Below are 21,455 nucleotides of genomic sequence, written 5' to 3'. Positions count from 1 at the left end.
GGTCACTGCTGAGCGGCGTGGGAGCTCACGGCCTCTGCGTGCGCATGGCTCATGGAGTGTGCAGGCGTACGGCCAAGGCGGCGATGTCATCGTCGAGGCTGCCCCTGCTGTGACGGAGGAGGTCGTGGTGCAGGGCCGTGAGCAGATCACGGGGAGGTGTGGGGAGCTGTCGACGCATCCATTCTGTCAACGGGAAGAACTCACCGTCCCGGGCGCGGGTTTCGGCGATCCCGTCCGTATAGAGGAGGAGAAGCTCGCCGGGAGCGAAGTCGAAGGCGTCCGCACGGTACTGGTCACCGATCAACTCCGCGAGGCTGAGCAGGGGCGACGGGGCGGACGGCTCGAGGATGCGCACGTTCTTCAGGCTGTGGATCAACGGTGGGGGGTGTCCGCAGTTGACGATGGTGATGCGGGTGCCTTGATGCGGGATCTCGACGAGCAGCGCGGTGGCGAAGCGTTCCATCGGTGCCTCGGGTGGATGGGCGGCGTTGTGCCGGGCGCAGCTGGCGTCGAGCTTGCGGGCGATGTCGGCCATGGAGGCCTCGCCGTGTGCCGCCTCCCGGAAGGCGTTCACGATGGCCGCGGCCGCCCCCACTGCCGGCAGCCCTTTGCCCCGCACGTCGCCGATGAGGAGTCGTACGCCGTACGGCGTATCGACCACCTCGTAGAAGTCCCCGCCGATGCGGGCTTCCGCGGCGGCCGCGAGGTACAGCGATTCGATCTCGACGTTCCGGAAACGGTGCGGCAGGGGCCGTAGCACCACCTGCTGGGCCGCGTCGGCGACGAGCCGTACCTGAAAGAGGGTGCGCTCCCGCTGAAGCCGGACATGGCTTCCGTATGCTGCGGCCACGGTGACCGCGACGATCCCCCCGCACGTCCACCACGTCCCCAGATCGGGGAAGACGAAGCTGAGGCCGATCATCAGAAAGAGGCAGACGGTCCCGAGCAGGACGGTCGGGAGGACCGGCCACATGGCGGCGGCCAGAGCCGGCGCCGCGGGTAGGAGGCGGCTGAAGGCCATCTCCGGCGGGGTGGCGTAAGCCAGGCCGGCGATCACGACGGTCAGAATCACCGGTGACAGCCGCACAAGCCTGCCGTAACCGTAGCTCCGACGGAGCCGCGGCCGTCCGGACTCGATCATGAATCCCAGAGTATCCGCGAGGGGCGCGCTCAGCGACGTGACGAGCGGGCTCCGGGCAGGGCGGAGCACGCCTGCCGGCTTGCGGGAGCGCGACCGCGTGACGTGCCAGGGCTCGTACGGTTCAGGAAAGGTCACGGATGGTGAAAACCGAATACCAGGAGTATTCCTTCTGTCGAAGCCGACTGGTCGCCGCCGGAAGCCCGGCGCTCGGCGCGGTCCGCTGCCCGGTGGTCGACACGGAGCGCTCGCCGCGCGTCGAGGTGCTGTCCGGCGCGTACGAGACGGCCCGGTAGCCACCGCCGCACCCCTCGCCGGGTGACAGGCCGGGCCCGCTCAGGCCTGTCACCCGAATCCGCCTACGATGACTGCCCATGAGCACGAATCACGACCGAAGACCCCTGGTCGACGGACGCTTCCGACTGATCTCCCGCCTCGGTAGCGGCGGCATGGGCACCGTCTGGCGCGCCCGCGACATCGCCCTCGACCGAGACGTCGCCCTCAAGGAGGTCCGCCCGCCCGACCCCGCCGTCGAGGACGCGAACCCCGGATTCGCCGCACAGCTGCGCGAACGCGCCGTCCGCGAAGCCCGCGCCCTGGCCCGGGTGTCGAACCCGCACGTCGTGACGATCCACCACATCGTCGAGCCGCAGGACGGCTCGCACCCGTGGATCGTGATGGAGCTCGTCGAGGGCAGTTCCGTGTACGACCGGCTCGCAGCGGGCCCGATGCCCGTCCCCGAGGTGCTCGCCCTCGGCCGCCAGGTCCTCTCCGCACTGCGCGCCGCGCACGCCGCCGGCATCCAGCACCGCGACGTCAAACCCGCCAACGTCCTGCTCCGCCACGAAGGCGAGGCCGTGCTCACCGACTTCGGCATCGCCGCGTTCGACGGTGTCACCTCCCGGCTCACTTCCACCGGCGACCTGATCGGTTCGCCGGAGTTCATCGCCCCCGAGCGGGTCCGCGGCGAGGAGGGCAACCCGGCCTCCGACTTGTGGTCGCTCGGCATGCTTCTGTACGTGGCGGCCGAGGGCCACCACCCGCTGCGCCGCGCCACCAGCCTCGCGACCGTGGTCGCGGTGCTCGACGACCCGATTCCCGCGCCGGTGCGGTCCGGCGCGCTGGGTCCCGTACTGACCCGGCTCCTGGTCCGCGATCCGGCGCAGCGGCCCGACGGGGCGCTCCTGGACCGGCTGCTGGCGGAGGCGGAGGGCGGCGCGGCCGCGGCTCCTGCTTCCGCCGCTGTTCCTTCCGCCCCCGTCGCCCTCCCTCCCGCCCCCGGCCCGTACGCGCCTGCGCCCGCACCGTACGCGCACCCCGCCTACGGCCCGCCCGCCGCGCCGGGCGCGGGCTTCGGCCCGCCGACGCTGCCCACCCCCGCGCCCTCGAGCCCGCGCAAGCGCGCCGCAGGCCTCGCCGTCGGCCTCGCGCTGGCGGCCGCCGCGGTGATCGGCGTCGTGAATCTGTTCCCCGACGGCAACGACGGTGGCGACGGCAGCGGCGGGACCTCCGGGGCGAAGGGCGGCGCCTGGCCGACCGGCGCCGTACGCACCCCCGGCCAGAGCTCGGGCACGGTCCCGTCCGCCTCCGCCTCCGCCTCCGCCTCCGCCTCCGCATCCGCGCCCGCGGTCCGCGGCAGCCTCCTCACCACCGCCAACGTCCGGGCCGTCATCGCAGAGTTGCGCCGGGCGAGCGGCACCACGACGATCAAGGATCTGACGGTCTATGAGGAGTATGCCCTGGCGAACATCCCGACCCGGCCCGGCGCGAAGACCTATGACGCGTACGAGTACCGGGCCGGCGTGGCCAGGAAGACGGGCCCCGGCGGCACCATCAGCGCCGACGACGCCGACGAGCAGCCCTTCGACGTGTCCACGATGCCCTGGGACAGCCTCCCCGCGCTGATGAAGCGCGGCGAACGCGACCTCAAGGTGGACGACCCCACGATGCGCTACGTGGTCGTCGACCGCTGGACCTTCAACGACGACCGTCCGACACTGCGCTTCTACCTCAGCAACGACTACAGGGCCAGCGGCTATCTCGCTGCCGACGCCTCCGGCAAGGTCGTGTCGACCCTGCCCGCGTCCTGAGGTCACCGCCCTTGCGGATCGCAGCTGTCCGCAAGGGCTCGTACGGGTGAGTGTCCAGCCCCTGCTCGACACCCTCGGCATCCAGGAGGAAGCCGCCCAGGCCCTGGAGTCGAGGTCGGTGGTGGAAGCGCAGCAGCCCCGCGGCGGCGGCCTCGTGGGCGCTGCGGACGAAGGGGGCGACGACGGCGGGGCCGGTGCCCCAGGTGACGTGGAAGCGGGGGACGGAGTCGCCGTGGCCGTCGGCGCGCAGCCCGCCGCGTTCGGCCCAGACGACGGTGGGCAGGAAGCGGATGCCGTGGCCGGCCGGCGAGTCCGGCTCCGACGACGCTGACATCGGCTTGCACGGCGGGGGTCCTTCCAGGGGGCGTTGCAGGGGGAGGGACGGGGCCCCGGGCGCCGGGTGTCAGGTTCCGGCGCCCGGGGCGGTCTCAGGGCCGTCCGGGGACGGACAGCGGGATGGTCAGTACGGGTTCGGCCGCGTTGCGCGCCGCGTGCAGGAGGTACGGGCCGGGGGAGACGGCCCAAACCCCGGCCTCCTCGTCCCAGACCTGGAAGGTCCGCTCCGCGATGACGATCTCGATCTCGACCGTCTCGCCGGGCTCCGCCGCGACGGTGGCGAGGCCGGCGAGCTGCCGGGCGGGGCGGCCCTCGGCCGGGGTGACGGGCTCGGCGTAGAGCTGGACGGTCTCCCGGCCCGGCCGGGCGCCGGTGTTGCGGAGCCGTACCCGGGCGCGCCCGCCGGCGGCCTCCAGGCCCAGGTACTCCCAGGTGGTGTAGCCGAGCCCGTGGCCGAAGGGGTACGCGGGGGCTGCGGCGTGCCGCTCCCAGGCCCGGTAGCCGACGAGGAGGTCCTCGTCGTACGGCAGGACGCCGTCCTCCGGGGTGACGCGGGTGACGGGGGCGTCCTCCAGCCGGGCCGGCCAGGTGGTGGGCAGCCGGCCGCCCGGCTCCTCCCGGCCGAGCAGGACGTCGGCGAGGGCAGCGCCGCCCTCCTGCCCCGGGAACCAGGTCAGCAGGACCGCGGCCACGTCCTCCCGCCACGGCATCTCGACCGGGGCCCCGGCGTTCACGACCACGACGGTACGGGGGTTGGCGGCGGCGACGCGGGCGACCAGCTCGTCCTGGCGGCCGGGCAGCCGCAGGTCCGCCCGGTCGAAGCCCTCGGACTCGACGCGCTCGGTGGTGGCGACCACGACGACGGCCGTGTGGGCGGCGCGGGCCGCGGCGACGGCCTCCTCGATCAGCCGGTCCCCGTCGCGCTCGGGGTCGCGGTGGGTGAGACCGAAGGTGACGCCGCGGATCGGCCCGTAGGCGACCTTCGGGGCGCGGTGGAGGAGACTGACCTCGACGGCCCGCCCGGCCTCCAGAGCGATGGTGCCCCGGGCGACGGGCCGCCCGGTGAGCACCTCCATCGGGTCGGCGCCGTCCGGGTCGGCCCCGTCGTGCAGCACGGTGCCGTCGACGGTGAGCCGGAAGTCTCCCGTACCGCCGGTGCCGAAGTGGTGGCCCCCGCTGTCGCGCGGGGTGAAGGTGCCGGTGATCTCGACCGTCGCCAGGGCGTCGTAGTCGACATCGTCCGGCAGCGCCGCGTCCATCCAGCGGACGCGGCCGAGGGTGAGGGGCTGTTCGGTCAGGACGTCTCCGTGCGCGTCGCGCAGGACGGCCCGCAGCTCGAATCCCTTGGTGGCGACCTCCAGCTGGTCGTTCGGGTCGGCGCCGATGGCGTACGTCAGGGTGACGTCCTCCGGCAGCGCCTCGGTGAGACCGTCGAGCGGCGAGACGACTCGGGCGGGGTAGACGGTCGCCGAACCACCGCCCAGGAAGCGGGCGTCGCGGGCGGCGCGGCCGATCAGCGCGATGCTGGGGACGGCCGACGCGTCCAGCGGGAGGGTCCCCGCCGGATCGCGGAGCAGGACGAAGGAGCGGGTTGCGATCTCCCGGGCGACCGCGGGGCCGTCCAGGGGCGCGGGCCTCCGCCCGGCGGGTACGGCGGGTGCCGCGCCCTTGAGGAGCCCGAGACGCGCGGCGAGCAGCAGGACGCGTCGTACGGCCGTGTCGACCGTCGCCTCCGACACGCGCCCGTCCCGTACCGCGGCGGCCAGCGCCGGACCGAACACGGTCTGCGGCCCGGGCATGGCCACGTCCAGACCGCCTTCGATCGCTCCGACGGTGTCGCGGGCCGCCAGCCAGTCCGACACCACGACGCCGTCGAAGCCCCACTCGTCGCGGAGAACCCCCGTCTGGAGGGCGTGGTGCTCGGTCATGGTGGTGCCGTTGACACCGTTGTACGCCGACATCAGCGCCCACGGGCGGGCGTCGCGGACGATCGCCTCGAACGGCGCGAGGTACAGCTCGCGCAGGGCGCGCGCCAGGACACGGTTGTCGACCGTGAAGCGCTCGGTCTCGGCGTCGTTCGCGACGAAGTGCTTGACCGTGGCGGCGATCCCGCTCTCCTGGACCCCGGTGACGTAGCCGGTGCCGATCCGGGCGGTGAGCAGCGGATCCTCCGAGTACGTCTCGAAGTGCCGGCCGCCCAGCGGGGAGCGGTGCAGGTTCACGGTGGGCGCGAGCAGGACATGGGCGCCCTTGCGGTGCGCCTCCTGGGCGAGGACCCGGCCGGCCCGGCGGGCCAGCGCCGGATCCCACGTCGCCGCCAGCGCCGTCGGGCTGGGCAGGCAGAGCGACGGGTCGCCGGCGCTCCATGCCGCGCCGCGCACCCCCACCGGCCCGTCCGACATCACCAGGGACGCCAGACCGATCTCGGGCAGCGCCGGCAGGGTCCACAGGTCCTGGCCGGCGAGCAGCCGGGTCTTGGCGTCGAGGTCGAGACGGGCGAGCGCGGCCTCGACGACGTTGCTGTGGTCCCTCGCGGTTCCGCTGCCGCCGGCGGAGTGGGAGCGGACGAAGGCGAGGGTCTCCGCCACCGGATCCTTGAACCAACGGGCGTCTCCTGAGCCCGGGTTGAAGAAGCCGTGCGGTGCCCCCTCGTACTCGACGAGCCGGCAGGCGTTACCTGCCGACAGCATGGCCTCGTGGAAGCGGCGGGCGTCGGCGATCGGGACGAGTTCGTCCGACGTTCCGTGGAGGACGAGCGTCGGCGGGGTGCCCGGCCCGACGAGGTGGAGGGGCGAGACCTCGGCAGCCGCCGGGTCGGACAGGCCGAGGAGACCGCGGAGCGCTTCACCGAGGTCGCCCGGGCCGCACAGGTCGACGACCGGGTTGAACAGCACCAGTCCGGCGAGCGGCGGGTGGTCGGCGGGCGCGGTGAGCGTCGTGGTCAGCGCCGTGGTCAGCGCGAGCTGTCCGCCGGCGGAGCCCCCGGCGAGGAAGAGCGGGAGGTCCGGCGCGAGCCGTCGTATGTGTTCCACTGCGGCGCGGGCGTCGGCGAGACAGTCGGTGAGGGTGCGGGCGTCCCGGCCGATCAGCCGGTAGCCGGCGCTCGCGACGAGGACGCCGTCGGCGGCGAGCAGCCGGGCCTGCGGGGCGAACTGCTCCGGTGCGCCCGAGATCCAGCCGCCCCCGTGGAAGAAGAGGAGGGCGGCGGTGGGGGCCCCGTCCCGCGGCTCCCAGAGAAGCAGGGGCGGTTCGCCGCCGCCGGGCGAGGCGTAGGGGACGCGGGACTCGGTGATGCCAGGCATGGGTCGCTTCCGTGGTACTCGAAGGGGCGCGTGCGAAGGAGAGAGGGGGGCGTGTGCGAAGGGAGAGGGACGGGGCGTGCGCGAAGTGGAGGGGCGCGGGCGTGCCGAAGGGGAGAGGCGCGGGCGTGCCGAAGGGGAGAGGCGCGGGCGTGCCGAAGAGGAGAGGCGCAGGCGTGCCGAAGGGGAGAGGCGCAGGGCGTGTCAGGCCCTGCCCGGGCCGGCTGCCGCCGCCCGGCGGTCCAGTTCGGCGCGTACCTCGGACGCGTCGCGGGGGCAGGTGCGGTAGAGGAGGCTCAGCATGGCGCCGTTGACCAGCATCAGGACGACGACGACCCACAGGAACGCCGCCTGGAGCCCGAAGGCGTCGCCGATGTAGCCGACCAGCACCGTCGTCGCGGCCCAGCCGGCCGCCTCGGCCGAGAGCATCAGGGCGAACGCGGCACTGCGTGCTTCCGGCAGGGTCACCGACATGACCAGGGGCCGGTTGATCCCGGGGGTGCAGCCCTGGACGAAGGCGAGTACGGCGAACAGCGCGAGGTACGCCCCGAGGGACGGCCAGGCGAACTGCGTCACCGCGCAGACGCCGAGGGCGTAGGCGAAGACCGTGCACTGCATCGCCGCGACCCGCCCGGTGCGGGGATTGCGGCGATGGATCCCGTCGGTGGCGAGCCCGCCGAGCAGCGTGCCGGCGAAGTAGGCCACCGCGAACACCACGGTCAGGTACGAGGCCTCCGTGTTGGTGAAGCCGCGCACGTCGACGAGGAAGGTCACGCCGAAGCTGAGGATGACGAACTGGCCGGTGGTCAGGCGCTGGACACAGATCAGCAGCAGGGACCGGTTGCGCAGCAGCTCCCGGACCTGTGCCCAGGTCAGCGCCCGCTCGGCAGGCGCCTCGGTGGCGGCGGCACGGGACTCGGCGGCGCCGACCCCCGGATCACGCAGGAACAGCAGGACCAGGACCCCGAACAGGACCTGGAGGCCGCCCGCGAAGAAGAAGCCGTACCGCCAGCCGTCGTCCACCTCGGACAGCAGACCGAGCAGCGGCCCGCTGAGTCCGGTGGCCAGGGCCGAAAGACCGTACATGTAGCCGGCCGCCCTGCCCCGGCTCCGGTCGTCGAAGAGGTCGGCGAGGAGACCGTTGACCAGGGGACCGCCGCCGGCGACGCCGACGGCGGCGACGGTGAACAGGACGAGCAACTGGGCGTAGTTCTGCGCGAACCCGGCCGCGACCGTCCACACGCCCCAGAGACCGGCGCACACGGCGAGGACGTTCTTCCGTGGGTAGCGCTGGGCCACCGCGACCCAGAAGGGGCCGAAGACCACCCCGACGAGCTTGCCGACGCCGACGAGCACACCGAGCGCGGCGAGCGGGAGGCCGAGCGCCGCCCGCAGGGCGGGGAACAGCACGGACACCACGCTTCCCTCGCCGCTGTCCGCGCTGATCAGTCCGCCGAGGAGGGTGACCTGGCGCCAGTTCCGCGCCTTCTCGCGCGAGACGGCGGGAAGGGAGGCGACACCTGGCTGGGGTGAGGAGGGAGGTGCGGCTTCGGTCGGCATCGTGCGACTCCTTCGTCGGCGCCGTGGATGAGGCTCGGAGGGGTGGTTCAGCGGTTCCGGACGGACTCCTGGTCGCGGGTCTGGAGCAGATGCGCCCAGCGCCGGAGCAGTTCGGCGGTCCGGGGCCGGTCGGGCGCGTGCCAGGAGACGGGGAAGTTCACGGTGGCGAGCCGCTCTTCGAGGTCCTCGGCGAGCGGGGCACGGCCGGTGTCCCGGAGGTGCCGGGCGTAGCGGACGGGGTCGTTGTAGTACGTGGGACCGGTCTGCAGCGTCGCCTGCATCGGATCGGGCAGACAGCCCGGGCGGCCCGCGTACTCGTTCCACCACTCGGCGAGGTGCGCGCGCATCCGGGCGGCGAGCTCGGGTTCGTCCGCCGTCAGGTCGCGGGTGAGGTACGGATCCTCCGTGACGTGGAACAGCTGCTCCCACTCGGCGCGAAAGGCTCCCGGATGGTACGTGCGGATGTAGAGGTGGTCGCGGGTGCGGACGGCCCGCTGGTACGTGTGCGCGCCGTGCCCGAGGACCAGGTACTCACGGGAGTCGATCGTCTCGCCGCGTACTGCTCCGGCGAAGGAGGTGCCCTGCCAGCCGGCCGGGATGTCGAGGCCCAGCAGCTCGCACAGGGTGGGCGCGAGGTCGATGTTGTAGAGCAGCGCGTCGTTGTGCCGGGCGTCGGCGGGCAGGTCGTCGGTGACGCCGGGCCAGTACACCACCAGGGGGAGCCGGTGGGTGGGCTCGTTGGCCAGGCCGTGCTCGGCGTAGGAGCCCTGCTCGCCGAAGGACTCGCCGTGGTCGGCGCTGACGATCACGGCCGTGTCGTCGGCGATGCCCAACTCGGCGAGCGTGTGCATGAGTTGGCCGAAGTGGTGGTCCCAGTAGGAGATTGCTCCGTCGTAGCCGTTGATCAGGTGCTCGAAGTCGGCGCGGGAGCGGATGGCGTCGGGCATGTTGTGGGGGACGGGGGACGTGCCGGCGCCCTGGAGGGAGTAGTGGAGGTCGAGGGCGCTGCGGGGCCCGTAGACCTCGGCGCCGTGGCGGGCGATGGTCTCCTCGCCGGGCCAGGACTGCACCGGACCGGACGCCGCCATCCGCTCGGTCCACTCGGCGGGCTGGGTGTAGTTGGTGTGCGGATCCCAGTAGGTGAGGTGGAGGTACCAGTCGTCGTCCTCGGCGTGCCGGCGGATCCAGTCGATCGCCGCCCGGTTGACGTCCTGGGCCTCCTCGTCGCCGAAGCGGTCGGTGGCGCGGATCGACTCCCGGAAGTTCGCGTGGAAGTGGTACGCGCGGTGCCGCTCGGCGAACACGGAGACGGCGGCGGTGTAGTAGCCGCCCCAGCCGAGCCGCTGCCCGAGCAGGGGCCGGTCGGGCTCGGGCCCGTGCCCCGCGTCCAGCCGGAACTGGGCGGCGGGCCCGAAATGGCCCACGACCCCGTTGGTGATCCCGAACTGACCACTCGTCAGCGCGGTCCGGGAGGGCAGGCAGGGCGAGTCGGAGCAGTAGTAGCGGTCGAAGACGACGGACTTCTCGGCCAGCCGCTGGAGGTGCGGGGTGGTGGGGCGGTGGTAGCCGTAGGGCGTGGTGTGGTCGGCGCGCAGCGTGTCGACGTCCACGTAGATGATGCGCATGGCGGACTCCAGGCGTTTTCGGGTACGCGGGACCACGGGCTCGCCCGAGGTGAGCCCGAGGTCGTGGCGGGGTGGGGCCGCCGGTGAGGGCGGAGATCTCCCGGAGGGAGAGAAAGGAGAAGTGGGGCCGCGGGCGAGGTGGCCTCGGGAGACAGGGCGACGGCCCCTGGGGCGGGGCGTCGGGCGTCGGGCGTCGGGCGTCGGGCGTCGGGCGTCGGGCGTCGGGTTCGGGACGCCGGAGTCCGGCTCGGGGCGGGCCGGAGCCCGCCCCGGCGGCCGGGGCGGCTCAGCGCTCGTGGCGCTCCGTGTGCCGCTCGTCCCGACGCTGCTCGATCTGTCGTTCGAGGCGCGCCTTGGTCAGCTGGAGCCACGCGATGTACGCCGCGACGGAGGCGTATCCGTTCTCGTGGGCCATGGTGTGGATCTCGCGGGCCCATGCCGGGTCGAGCTCGGGGATCTCCGCCTCGTAGGCGAAGGGCAGCGGCGCCTCGGGGGTGGTGGCGTCGTGCTTCAGCCGGTACTCCAGCTCGGTGGAGACGATGTCGAGCGCGATCTCCGGTCCGAGCTGGCCGCCGAAGACGAAGCGGAGCTTGAAGTCGGGATCCATCGGTCGCGGCGACGGCTCGAAGGGGGAGCGGGCCCAGCCGAGGAGCGCCTCGCGGCCCTCTTCGGTGAGCCGGTAGACCTTCGCGTCGGGGCGGCCTTCGCGAGGGTCGACGTCGAAGCCGACCCAGCCGCGCTCGACCAGTTTCGCGAGCCGCCGGTAGATCTGGGGGAGCTGGACGCCGTAGCCGAGGTAGCGGCCCGACCCTTCCATCCACCCGCGCATGTCATAGCCGGAGAGCCGGCGGACGGCCAGGGCTCCAAGGATCACGTAGTCGAGATGCATTCGGTCACCTATGTTCCTAGGAACTTACCTCGTAAGGTTCACCCGCCGGTCGGTGGGTGTCAAGAGTCTTCACGCCGGCGCAACGCAGCGGAAACCCGCGTGGCCGCTCGTGCTGTCGGGACTGTTGGCCGTGCGGGCGGCGACCCGGTAGCGGTTGCAGTAGGACCGGTGGCACATGTGGGATCCGCCGCGGATGACCTTGTCGGTGCCGGTGGCCGGGCCCCGGGGGTCGAGCGGCGGCCGGGCTGTGTCGTGGGCGGTGGTCCACCAGTCGGCGCACCACTCCCAGACGTTGCCCGACATGTTGTACAGGCCGAAGCCGTTGGGCTCGAAGGCGTCGACGGGGGCCGTGCCGCGGTAGCCGTCCTCCGCGGTGTTCTTCGACGGGAAGGTGCCCCGCCAGATGTTGCAGCGGAAGGCGCCGTCCGGGTTCAGCTCGTCGCCCCAGGGGTATCGCCGCTGTTCGAGGCCGCCCCGGGCCGCGTACTCCCACTCGGCCTCGGTCGGCAGCCGCTTGCCGGCCCAGGCGGCGTAGGCGGCGGCGTCGGTCCACGAGACGTGGACCACCGGGTGCTTCCCGCGTGCTTCCAGGGTGCTCCCCGGCCCCTCGGGCCGGTTCCAGGACGCCCCCTCCACCCCGCACCACCAGGGAGTGCGCCCGGGGCGCGGGGCGCCGCGCCTCAGGGCGGCCGGCAGGAAACCCGCGAAGACGTACGACCAGCCGAAACGCTCCGCGTCCGTGACGTGGCCGGTCTCCGCGACGAACGCGGCGAAGGCGTCGTTGGTCACCGCGTGGACGTCGATCCGGAACGGGCTGAGCCGAACCGGCCGCACCGGGCCCTCCCCGTCGTCGGGGAAGCCCTCGGCGTCCTCCGCGCCCATCAGGAACTCGCCGCCGGGCAGCAGTGCCATGCCGCCGGGCGAGCTCCCCGAGGAACCGGCTCCGACAGGTGCCGGGCGGGCGGCCGGGGATGCCGCGGGCGCAGCCGGTGCGAGTGGGGGCGGGGGGACCGGGCTTCCGCCGGCGGGCATGCAGCAGCGCGGGGGAGCGGCGGGCTCGTTCATGGGGGCTCCGGGGGAGTGAGTGGGATGCCGGTGGGCCGGGGGATCGAGAAGGTCTTTGCTTCCCGATGGCTATGTTCTAACGTACATAGCTCGTCGACAGGTGCGACCTGTCCGACGCGCGATCACCACCGACAGGCCACGGGAAGGACACCCATGAAGGCCGTCATGGTCATGTTCGACACACTCAACCGGCGTTTCCTGCCCCCGTACGGAGCGGACTGGACGCACGCCCCGAACTTCACGCGCCTCGCCGAGCGCACCGCGACCTTCGACACCTGCTACGCCGGGTCGATGCCGTGCATGCCCGCGCGGCGCGAGCTGCACACGGGCCGCCACAACTTCCTGCACCGGAGCTGGGGGCCGTTGGAGCCCTTCGACGACTCCGTGCCGCAGATGCTCACCGAGCACGGCGTCCACACCCACCTGGCCACCGACCACCAGCACTACTGGGAGGACGGCGGCGCCACCTACCACGGCCGCTACCGCACCTTCGAGTTCTTCCGCGGCCAGGAGGGCGATCCCTGGAAAGGGCACGTCGCCGACCCCGATGTCCCCGAGAGCCTGCGGGCCCGCCGAGGCGAGGCCTGGCGCCAGGACTGGATCAACCGGCAGTACCTCGCCGACGAGGCCGACCACCCGCAGACCCGCACCTTCGACGCCGGCCTGGAGTTCCTGCGCACCAACCACGCCGAGGACGGCTGGTTCCTGCAGATCGAGACCTTCGACCCGCACGAGCCCTTCTTCAGCTACCCCCGGCACAAGGAGCGCTACCCGCACGCCTACGACGGCCCCCACTTCGACTGGCCCGACTACAAACAGGTCATCGAGACCGACGAGCAGGTGGAACACGTCCGCCACGAGTACGCCGCGCTCCTGACCATGTGCGACCTCTCCCTCGGCCGGGTCCTGGACACCATGGACGAACTCGCCCTGTGGGACGACACGATGCTGATCGTCTGCACCGACCACGGGCTGCTCCTCGGCGAGCACGGCTGGTGGGGCAAGAACGTCCAGCCCTGGTACGACGAGACCATCCACACCCCGCTCTTCGTCTGGGACCCGCGCAGCCGTGTACGCGCCGAGCGCCGCGCCTCCCTCGTCCAGACCGTCGACCTCGGCCCCACCCTCCTGGAGTACTTCGGCGTCGACCGCACCCCCGACATGCAGGGCAAGCCGCTGCGGCAGACCGTCGCCGACGACTCCCCGGTGCGCGAGGCCGCCCTGTTCGGCGCGTTCGGCGGGCACGTCAGCGTCACCGACGGCCGGTACGTGTACATGCGGGCCTGCGCGAACCCGTACAACCAGCCCCTGTACGAGCACACACTGATGCCCACGCACATGCGCGGCCTCTTCGCACCCGCAGAACTGAGGAACGCCGAGCTCGTCCCGCCCTTCCCGTTCACCAAGGACGTCCCCCTCCTGAGGGTCCCGGGCCACGCCATGTCCAACCCGTACGCCTTCGGCACCCTCCTCTTCGACCTGGACACCGACCCGGGACAGGAGTCCCCACTCGTCGACGACGCGCTCGAACTGCGCATGGCGGGCCTGCTGGCCGAGGGCCTGCGTGCCGCCGACGCGCCCCTCGACCAGTACGAACGCCTCGGCCTGCCCGTGACCGGCCCGGTCACCGGCGAGCACCTGCTCGTACGGGCGCAGCAGGCCCAGGCCGAGGCGTCCCGCCAGCCCCCGCCGCGCCCCGGGGACTTCCCCACCGGGCCGCTCAGCGTGCACGTCCCCCTCCGCGAGCTGCTCACACACCCCCGGGCGGCGGCCGTGCTGCGCGAACACTTCGCGCCCCTTCTCGACGGGCCCTTCGCCCGTATCGCCGCGGACCTCTCGCTCCTCCAGATCGCCGCATTCGCGGTCGGCGTGCTGCCGGCCGCACGCCTGCGTGCCATCGCCGCCGAACTGTCCGCGGTGGAGACCGTCGCCGCGCCCACCCCTCGTCATGGCGGCCGACCCGACTGAACCGCGCGGCGCCCCACCCCGCCCCGCCACGGCCGGCCGCAACCGCCGGCAGAGCCGTCACCGCCCTCCGCTCCGGCCTCTTCGACGACGCTTCCGGCCCCCGCGCCCGATGAAAGGGACCACCGTGACCTCCCGCCCCAACTTCCTCGTCCTCATGCCCGACCAGCTGCGCGCCGACGCCGTCGGAGCCTTCGGCAACCCTCACGTCGACACCCCGCACATCGACGCGCTCGCGGCCCGCGGCACACGCTTCACCAACGCCTTCGTGCAGCATCCGGTGTGCTCGCCCAGCCGCGCTTCCCTCCTCACCGGCTGGTACCCGCACACCGCCGGTCACCGGACCCTGACCCACCTCCTCAAGGAGCACGAGCCCAATCTGCTGCGGCTCCTCAAGGAAGCGGGCTACCACGTCACCTGGGCGGGTGCCCGCGGAGACACCTTCGCGCCCGGCGTCACCGAACAGAGCGTCCACGAATACGGCTTCTCCACCCTCCCGACCACCGGATACGGGGGCGACTACCCGGACGGCGTCTGGTCCCGGCTCTTCTATCGGGGCCGGGTGCCCGACGACGGCCGCATCGACCCGGACGAGGCCGCCGTACGGACCGCCGAGGGGTGGCTCGCCCACCCTCCCGAAGGCCCCTGGGTGCTGTTCGTGCCGCTGGTGGCCCCGCACTGTCCGTTCCAGGTCGAGGAACCCTGGTTCTCCCGCTTCGACCGGGCCACCGTGCCCAACCCCGCAGCCCCCGGCGACCCCTCCGGCGAACCCGGCTACATGCGGGCCGTCCGCGACCGCTACGGCACCGGGGAGGTCACCCCCGAACAGTGGCGCGAGGTCGTGGCCACGTATTACGGCATGGTCGCCCGCCTCGACGACCAACTCGGCCGGATCACACGGGCGGTCGAGGCCGCGGGAGCGGCCGAGGACACCGTCACCCTCTTCTTCGCCGACCACGGTGAATACCTCGGCGACTACGGACTGATCGAGAAGTGGCCCTCCGCCATGCACGACTGCGTCACCCGCGACCCCCTGGTCATCAGCGGCGGTGGATTCACCGGAGGCCAGGTCAGTGACGCGATGGTGGAGATGATCGACGTCCTGCCGACCGTCCTGGAACTGGCCGGTGTCGAGGCCCCCCACCGCCACTTCGGCCGCAGCCTCACCCCGCTTCTGCGCGACCCGGACGCCCCGCACCGTACGTACGCCTTCACCGAGGGCGGTTTCACGGTGGAGGAGGAGCCGCAGATGGAACGCCCCGGCTTCCCCTACGACCGCAAGGGCGCCATCCAGCACGAACGGCCCGAACTGGTCGGCAAGGCGATCGCAGTACGGGACCGTGAGTGGACGTACGTATGGCGGCTCTACGAGCAGCCCGAGCTGTACGACCGTACGAAGGACCCGCGTGAGCGGACCAACCTGGCGGGCGCCCCCGCCTACGCGGACACCGAGCGGCGCCTGCGCGATGCGGTGCTCCGATGGCTGGTGGAGACCACCGACGTCATCCCCGCCGTGCCCGACCCCCGCCTCCCGCAGGTGGCCCTGCCGGCCCCGGGCACCGGCGTCCGGGCCTGCTGAACCGGAGCGGGGGGCGGCGGCATGCGCGCCGCCCCTGCTCCGGCCGGCGAAGGGTCGGCCCGGACGGCGACGCGGCGCACGAGGCCGTCGATGTCAGCCACGGCCCGCACCGCTCGATCGCACGTTTTCCGCCCGGTCGCCCGGGCAGGCGCCGGACGGAAACGCACATGTACGCACGCGCACCGCTGGAGGTGTCATGACTGAGTACGGATACTTCCTCGCCTGCGAGGAATTCGGCCCCGAGGACCTGCTGGCAAGGTGTGCTGGTCCGCTCGTGCGACGAGGCAGTCAGTACGGCGCGCCGGCTCTGGCCCACTGAGCAGCTGCCCGACGAGCTGAACCAGATCCTGCCCACGCCCCGCCACTTCGAGCAGGCGTCCCGACTGGTGACCGAGGAGACGATCGCGGACGCCGTGCCCCGCGGGCCCGACCCGGAGGAGCACGTCCGCCGACTGCGCGAGTACGCGGACGCCGGCGCCGACCGGTCCACATCGGGCAGATCGGGCCCGAGCAGCGCGGCTTCTTCGACTTCTGCAGCACCCAGGTGCTGCCCCTGCTCGACGGAGGCGCCCCGGCCCGCGCCGGGCCCGCCCACCAGCCCAGCGGAGGCGAACGGTCATGACCGAGGCCACCGTCGGCGACCACCTGCTCGACCGGCTCCGTGCCCGGGGCGTCAGCCATGTCTTCGGCTACCCCGGCGACGGCACCAACGGTCTGCTCGCCGCCTGGCCGCGAGCGGGCGACGACCCCCGGTTCCTCCAGGCCCGGCACGAGGAGATGGCGGCCTTCGAAGCGCGCCGACGCCATGGCGGTCCAGGTCGTCACCGACCGGGGCGGGGCCACCGGGGTGCGGTACGTGCGCGGCGGCTGCGAACACCCCCAGCGGGCCCGCCCCCTGTCCGACTTCCTCACCGCGGCCGCCGCCCGCGAACTCGTCACCGTCGACCGCTACGCCCATCCGGTCGGCGGCTGCCGCATGCCCGAGCACGGAGTGGTCGGCGCGGACCTGCGCACCTTCCCCGTGCCCGATCTGCTCGTCACCGACGGCCGCGTCCTGCCCACCCAGGAGGCCGCCAACCCGGCCCTCACCATCCTGGCCCTCGCCGACCGCGCCGCCTCCCTCCTGGTGGCCGGGGAGCGCGCCGGCCCGCCGCTCCGCCCGGAGCGCACGATGAACACCGCGGACCGTGCCCCGCCCGGATCCCCGCCGACGTCCCGGTCACCGGCGTCGACGCCACCGTCCGCACGGTGCCCACCGACCGGCCCGAGGCCTGGGCCCGAAGCGGGCCGCCGGCAGGAGCCCGAAGGCGCGCGGCCTATCCCCACAGCGTGAACACGGCCGTCAGCGCGGCCAGTCCGGCGAGCAGCCAGGCCACGTAGTCGCCCACGTGTCCCGAGTGCTGTCGCCGCACCGCGAGTACCAGGGTGCGGTCCACGGCCTCCGTCCCGGCCCTCACCGTGCGCGCGAACCGGCCGCCCAGCGCCGGCCCCCACAGCGCGCCGGCCGCGCAGCAGGCCGCGAGGAGCGTCGACAGGAGTCCGTAGCCACCGCCGGACACCGTCCACGCCACCTCGGGCGGCGGCCCCGTGGCCGTGCCGCCCGGGGTACCGGTCACCGCCGCCCGGTAGCCCGCCTGATCGTAGAAGACCGCGGAGGCCGCCGCCACGTACCGCCACAGCGCCGGGACCGTGCCCACCGCCAGTGCGCCGGCGAGCAGCACCGCCGGCACGACCAGCATCGGCCGCGGCACCTCCCGGCGCGGGCCCCGCACTTCCGGCTCCTCCCCGGTGCCGGTCGTCTCGGTGCCCGAGTGCCGCTCCCGGGGCCGGGTCCCCGCGCCGGCGAACACCCGTGCCGCGGCCCGCAGCACCGCCCCCGCCGTGACCGCGGGCACCAGCACGAACAGCGCGAGCAGCCACGGCTCCTCGTGCGCCGCGTGCTCCACCACCGACTTGCCGAGCCCCGTGCCGAACGGGGGCAGCCCGGCCAGCGCGCAGCCGCCCACCGCGAACAGCACGCCGACCAGCGGCATGTCCCGCGCCCGCCCCCACAGTCCGTGCTCGTCGACCGAGGAGTGCCGGTCGAGCAGCACCCCCGCCAGACAGAACAGCGCGCCCTTCACCCCCGCGTGCCCCGCCACGTACAGCGCCGTGCCGGCCGTCGCCTCCGCGTCGAGCAGCCCCGCACCGCACAGGAAGAGACCCATGTGCCCCACCGTGGAGAAGGCGAGCAGCCGCTTCAGGTGCCGCTGCTGCCAGCACAGCAGCGCGCCCGTCAGGGCGGTGACCGCTCCCGTCGCGATCAGGGAGGCCCGTATCACCGCGTCCGGGATGCCACCCGGTCCGGCGAAGACCGTCAGGTACACGCGCAGCAGCCCGTACAGGCCCAGCTCGACCATCACCCCCGAGAGCAGCACACAGACGGGTGTCGGAGCCTCCGCGTGCGCGTCCGGGAGCCAGAAGTGGAAGGGGACCGCCGCCGCCTTGACGAGCATCGCGCAGGCGAGCAGCGCCGCTGCCGTCGTCACCAGGGCATCGGTCGGCCGGTGGGCGAGCTCCTCCCCGATCCGCGCGAAGGCCAGCTCGCCGGTCCGCGCGTACAGCAGCCCGACTCCGACCAGGGCCAGATAGCCGGCCAGCGAACCGGTCACGGCGAACGCGAGCGCGCCCTGCAGCGGCCGCGGCTCCTCGACCCGGTAGCCGGTCAGGGCGTATCCCGCCACGCCCATCAGCTCGAAGAACACGAAGGCGTTGAAGAGGTCGCCGGTGAGCGCGAATCCGGTCGTCCCCGCCTCGAAGAGCAGCAGCAGCGCGGGGAAGGCGCCGCCGCGCCCCCGGGCCCGCTCGGGCTCCTCGAAATACCGCCAGGCGTAGCCGAGCGCGGCAAGGACCAGCAGCGCCACCAGGACCGCCAGGCCGAGCCCCAGGCCGTCGGCGACCAGCACGATCCCCACGCTCCGGCCCTCCACCGGGGTCCAGCCGCCCACCCAGGTGACCGTCCGGCCCGACCCGCCGGTCTGTGCGGCGAGCCGGCAGACGAGGGCCAGCTGCCCCGCCGCCCACGCCGTGGCGAGCGCGTCGGTGCCGGAGCGCGGCAGTCGGCGGCCGAGCAGGGCGAGCAGCACGGCCCCGGTCAGCGGCCAGGCGACGGCGAGCGGCAGCAGGTCGGAGGCGGTCACACGGCTCCCGGGCGGTCAGCCCCGCAGCCCGGTGAGGGCGTCGGGGTCGGTGGTGCCGTGCCGCTTCGCGGTCTGCAGCACCAGCGCGAGCAGCAGGGCGGTGAGGGCGGCGCCCACCACCACGTCGGTCAGCGTGAGCGCCTGGGCGACCGGGTCCACCACGGGGGTGCCGGCCGGAAGGTCCGTGAAGTACGGGGCGGTGCCGCCGCGCCGGTAGCCGACGGCCAGCAGCAGGACGTAGGTGCCGGACTGCACGACGCCCAGACAGCCCACCGCGTGCACCGCGTTGCGGCTGGTGACCAGACCGTGCACGCCGACCAGGAGGATCCAGCCGGCGGCCAGGTACGGCAGCACCGCGAGCGGGGAGTCCGGCACGGGCGGCGCGGGAAGGGCGGCGAGCGGCAGCGGTGTCATGAGGACTCGATCTCCAGGGCCTGGTCGATGAACCCGGCGAGCACGATCACCAGCGCCGCGCCGACCTCCAGGCCCACCGCGGCGTTGAGCAGCGGAACAAGGCCACCGGACGTCAGCTCGCCCAGCGTCCCCAGCGGCAGCACGTTCTCCAGGTACGCCCCCGCCCGCAGCAGACCGATCAGGCCGAGCAGCGCGAACGCCCCCGCAGCCACCGCCTCGGCGACCTCCAGGACGGCGCGCGGCCGCACTCGCCGCAGCACCCGGTAGTCGGCCGCGAGATACGCCAGGTGCAGACCGGTGGCCAGGATCACACCGCCCTGGAACCCGCCGCCCGGCGTCAACTGCCCGTGCGACACCACATAGACGCCGGACACCAGCGCGACGGGCAGCAGCACCGTGCCGGCCAGCCGGACCGTGGGCAGCACCCGTCCCGGGCGCGGCGGCGTGACCTGCTCGTCCCGGGTCCTGCGCAGCAGCAGCGCGGCCCCCAGCGCGGCCGTGAACAGCACGAACTCCTCGCCCAGGGTGTCGAATCCGCGCTGGTCGAAGTTGACCGACGCGACCGTGTTCGCCGTCTGCCGGGCCAGCGCCGCCGGGACCGCCCGCTCGGCGTACGGATGGAAGAGGGAGCCCAGCGGCGGCAGTTCGAGACAGGCGACGGCGTACCCGGCGGCGAACAACAGCGCGGCCGCCCAGAACAGCCGCGCCCGCGCCCGACGGCTCACCGCCCGCCCTCCCGATCCCGCGCCGTGCCCGGCTCGGAAGCCGATTCCCGCTCCGCGTGGCGCCGGATCGCCCGCACCGTGAGCAGGATGAGCAGCGGTGTGATCGCGGAGCCGACCGCCAGCTGGCTCAGCGCCACGTCGGGCGCCTGGAGCAGCAGGAACAGCACCGCCAGGACAAGTCCGAGGGCGCTGAGCACCACCGCCTGGCGCACCGGATCACGGGTCCGGGCCGCCGCTGTCGCCACCGCTGCCGCGAGCACCACGGTGACGGCGGCGAACAGCTCCGCCGGGTTCGGCACGGCCGCCGTCACGGCGGGTCCTCTCGCGGCATCCGCCCCTCGTGCTGAGCGGTGCACCGGCCGAGCGCCGGCGCCGTCAGCGCACCCCCGACGGCCAGGAGCGCCGCCACCACGAGCAGCGCGGCCGCCCCTCGACCGGGCCCCTCGGACACCGCGGCCGCGAGCACCACCAGCGGCGCCCCGAGCGAGGAGGCGGAGGACAGCGCGTGCAGCCGGGCGTACGGGCCGGGCAGCACGTGCAGCGCGAGGACGGCGAGCAGCAGCACGGCGACGCCGGCCGTCAGCAGCAGCGCGGCGCAGACCGAACGGACCTCCACCTCAGCCCTCCCCCGCCGCGCCGGGGCGGGCACCGGAATCCGGGCCGCCGGGCGGCCCGGTCCGCCCGCGGGCCGCCGCCCCGCCCAGGAAGCGGGCGAAGACCAGCACGCCGACCGGGCCGAGTACCGCGAGCACCAGACCGAGGTCCCCGTACGCGTCACGGGCGAAGCCCCGGGACGCGATCAGCAGCAACACCGTGACCACGGTGCCAGTGAGGCTCAGGCCGGCCAGCCGTGCCGGGGGAGTGCCCCGGCACGCCGCCAGCAGCGCCGGCGGAAGTCCGAACACCAAGAGCACTCCGAAGGCGATCAGCCAGCCGTTCCACTCCCCGGCGTGCGCCCCGGTCACGTCCGGTCACCGGTGGTCAGCGCGGTCTCCAGCGAACCGGCCCCGCCCGGCAGCGAGTGCACCAGCGCCGTCCGCCCCGGCCCCTGGTCCACCACGTACACCCCGGGCGTCGCCGAGAGCAGCCCGCCTGCCCAGGCGCCGCCCGTGCCCGGGCGCCAGCGGATCGTGACGAAGCGGCCGACCACCCGGTGTCCGCGCAGCGTACGGACCACGGCCCGGCCGAGCCGCCAGGTGTCGGTGAGCAGCGCCCCCGGCCACAACAGCAGGGCGCGCGCCCAGCCGGCCGTGCCGCCGAGCCGCGCGCCGGCCGCCACCCGCACCGCGCGCGCCGCGAGCGCGGCGAGCAGCGCACCGCCGGCCGCCACGGCCAGCTCGGGCCAGTTCACCGAACCGATCAGCAGGACCTGGAAGAGGAGCAGCGCGGCCCACCAGGACAGCACCTCCACCGATGCCCGTGCCATCGCGCCTCCCCGTCCACTTCGCCCCTGGGGCGTGTCCGTCCAGTCCTTCCCCGGGGCCCAACCCGGGCGGGCACACCGCCGACGGAGCCCGGAATGTGCCGCGGCCCCGCGAGGCCCGGCACCCGTGCCCGCCGTGCCCTCCGGTCACGAGCGGGCCCCGCGAGG

18 protein-coding genes and 3 pseudogenes are annotated in these 21,455 nt (G+C 73.8%); 6 read left to right on the top strand and 15 right to left on the bottom strand.

Translation table 11 applies throughout. The annotated features are described in order from the left end of the window. Positions 1-49 precede the first annotated feature (49 nt). The gene (locus ACF07V_RS06225) at positions 50-1,141 is read right to left on the bottom strand and encodes a PP2C family protein-serine/threonine phosphatase (RefSeq protein ID WP_392151698.1); all 1,092 of its coding nucleotides are present in this window, start codon (positions 1,139-1,141) and stop codon (positions 50-52) included. A gap of 137 nt (positions 1,142-1,278) precedes the next feature. Between ACF07V_RS06225 and ACF07V_RS06220 the strand changes: the two genes are divergently transcribed. Together ACF07V_RS06220 and ACF07V_RS06215 are read left to right on the top strand one after the other, a co-directional pair. Then, on the top strand, positions 1,279-1,434 hold the full coding sequence (locus ACF07V_RS06220; protein ID WP_392151697.1) for a hypothetical protein: 156 nt from the start codon (positions 1,279-1,281) through the stop codon (positions 1,432-1,434). A 78-nt stretch (positions 1,435-1,512) separates the two neighbouring features. Further along, complete coding sequence (locus ACF07V_RS06215) at positions 1,513-3,228, top strand: serine/threonine-protein kinase (RefSeq protein WP_392151696.1); 1,716 nt, start codon at positions 1,513-1,515, stop codon at positions 3,226-3,228. Positions 3,229-3,325: 97 nt separating this feature from the next. Here the strand turns inward: ACF07V_RS06215 and ACF07V_RS06210 are convergent. From ACF07V_RS06210 to ACF07V_RS06180, 7 genes and pseudogenes are all read right to left on the bottom strand, one after another. Beyond that, a pseudogene (locus ACF07V_RS06210) lies at positions 3,326-3,532 on the bottom strand (FAD-binding dehydrogenase); the annotation flags it as partial. A 124-nt stretch (positions 3,533-3,656) separates the two neighbouring features. Continuing rightward, positions 3,657-6,032 carry a beta-glucosidase gene (locus tag ACF07V_RS06205; protein ID WP_392152363.1) on the bottom strand — a complete coding sequence of 792 codons (2,376 nt, stop codon included), beginning with the start codon at positions 6,030-6,032 and terminating at the stop codon, positions 3,657-3,659. A 138-nt stretch (positions 6,033-6,170) separates the two neighbouring features. Beyond that, positions 6,171-6,866 (bottom strand): annotated as a pseudogene (locus tag ACF07V_RS06200) (alpha/beta hydrolase); the annotation flags it as partial. A 201-nt stretch (positions 6,867-7,067) separates the two neighbouring features. Then, positions 7,068-8,423, bottom strand: coding sequence for an MFS transporter (locus tag ACF07V_RS06195; RefSeq protein WP_392151695.1), 1,356 nt, complete (start codon positions 8,421-8,423; stop codon positions 7,068-7,070). Between the two features lie 47 nt (positions 8,424-8,470). Continuing rightward, positions 8,471-10,048, bottom strand: a complete 1,578-nt coding sequence (locus tag ACF07V_RS06190) for a sulfatase (RefSeq protein ID WP_392151694.1) — start codon at positions 10,046-10,048, stop codon at positions 8,471-8,473. A gap of 286 nt (positions 10,049-10,334) precedes the next feature. Then, complete coding sequence (locus ACF07V_RS06185) at positions 10,335-10,937, bottom strand: PadR family transcriptional regulator (RefSeq protein ID WP_392151693.1); 603 nt, start codon at positions 10,935-10,937, stop codon at positions 10,335-10,337. A 69-nt stretch (positions 10,938-11,006) separates the two neighbouring features. After that, complete coding sequence (locus ACF07V_RS06180; protein ID WP_392152362.1) at positions 11,007-11,969, bottom strand: formylglycine-generating enzyme family protein; 963 nt, start codon at positions 11,967-11,969, stop codon at positions 11,007-11,009. Between the two features lie 186 nt (positions 11,970-12,155). Between ACF07V_RS06180 and ACF07V_RS06175 the strand changes: the two genes are divergently transcribed. The 4 genes and pseudogenes from ACF07V_RS06175 to ACF07V_RS06160 all read left to right on the top strand — a co-directional run bounded on the left by ACF07V_RS06175 (position 12,156) and on the right by ACF07V_RS06160 (position 16,879). Then, positions 12,156-13,970 carry a sulfatase gene (locus tag ACF07V_RS06175; protein WP_392151692.1) on the top strand — a complete coding sequence of 605 codons (1,815 nt, stop codon included), beginning with the start codon at positions 12,156-12,158 and terminating at the stop codon, positions 13,968-13,970. Positions 13,971-14,094: 124 nt separating this feature from the next. Then, positions 14,095-15,546, top strand: coding sequence for a sulfatase-like hydrolase/transferase (locus ACF07V_RS06170; RefSeq protein ID WP_392151691.1), 1,452 nt, complete (start codon positions 14,095-14,097; stop codon positions 15,544-15,546). A gap of 618 nt (positions 15,547-16,164) precedes the next feature. After that, positions 16,165-16,341: pseudogene (locus ACF07V_RS06165) on the top strand (thiamine pyrophosphate-binding protein); the annotation flags it as partial. A 10-nt stretch (positions 16,342-16,351) separates the two neighbouring features. Next, positions 16,352-16,879: a GMC oxidoreductase gene (locus ACF07V_RS06160; protein WP_392151690.1), complete on the top strand. Its 528-nt coding sequence runs from the start codon at positions 16,352-16,354 to the stop codon at positions 16,877-16,879. Here the strand turns inward: ACF07V_RS06160 and ACF07V_RS06155 are convergent. From ACF07V_RS06155 to ACF07V_RS06125, 7 genes are read right to left on the bottom strand one after another with little or no spacing between them, the layout of a single operon-like run. Then, complete coding sequence (locus ACF07V_RS06155) at positions 16,863-18,725, bottom strand: complex I subunit 5 family protein (protein WP_392151689.1); 1,863 nt, start codon at positions 18,723-18,725, stop codon at positions 16,863-16,865. The genes ACF07V_RS06160 and ACF07V_RS06155 overlap by 17 nt on opposite strands. Positions 18,726-18,740: 15 nt before the next feature. Beyond that, the gene (locus ACF07V_RS06150; protein WP_392151688.1) at positions 18,741-19,139 is read right to left on the bottom strand and encodes an NADH-quinone oxidoreductase subunit K; all 399 of its coding nucleotides are present in this window, start codon (positions 19,137-19,139) and stop codon (positions 18,741-18,743) included. Next, positions 19,136-19,864 (bottom strand): MnhB domain-containing protein, encoded by a 729-nt coding sequence (locus ACF07V_RS06145; RefSeq protein WP_392151687.1) that lies wholly within the window; start codon positions 19,862-19,864, stop codon positions 19,136-19,138. Before ACF07V_RS06145 ends, ACF07V_RS06150 begins: the two co-directional genes overlap by 4 nt. Further along, positions 19,861-20,175, bottom strand: a complete 315-nt coding sequence (locus ACF07V_RS06140) for a Na(+)/H(+) antiporter subunit B (RefSeq protein WP_392151686.1) — start codon at positions 20,173-20,175, stop codon at positions 19,861-19,863. The genes ACF07V_RS06145 and ACF07V_RS06140 overlap by 4 nt, the downstream gene beginning before the upstream one ends. Further along, a complete protein-coding gene (locus ACF07V_RS06135) occupies positions 20,172-20,480 on the bottom strand; it encodes a monovalent cation/H(+) antiporter subunit G (protein ID WP_392151685.1) in 309 nt (102 codons plus the stop codon). Before ACF07V_RS06135 ends, ACF07V_RS06140 begins: the two co-directional genes overlap by 4 nt. A 1-nt stretch (position 20,481) precedes the next feature. Beyond that, positions 20,482-20,829 carry an MrpF/PhaF family protein gene (locus ACF07V_RS06130; RefSeq protein ID WP_392151684.1) on the bottom strand — a complete coding sequence of 116 codons (348 nt, stop codon included), beginning with the start codon at positions 20,827-20,829 and terminating at the stop codon, positions 20,482-20,484. After that, on the bottom strand, positions 20,826-21,290 hold the full coding sequence (locus ACF07V_RS06125) for a hypothetical protein (protein WP_392151683.1): 465 nt from the start codon (positions 21,288-21,290) through the stop codon (positions 20,826-20,828). The genes ACF07V_RS06130 and ACF07V_RS06125 overlap by 4 nt, the downstream gene beginning before the upstream one ends. Positions 21,291-21,455 lie beyond the last annotated feature (165 nt).

The organism is Streptomyces sp. NPDC015661, from assembly GCF_043077765.1.
Classification (GTDB): Bacteria; Actinomycetota; Actinomycetes; order Streptomycetales; family Streptomycetaceae; genus Streptomyces.
Note: the sequence above shows the minus strand (reverse complement) of the source record. Positions and strands in the feature narration are given on the sequence as shown.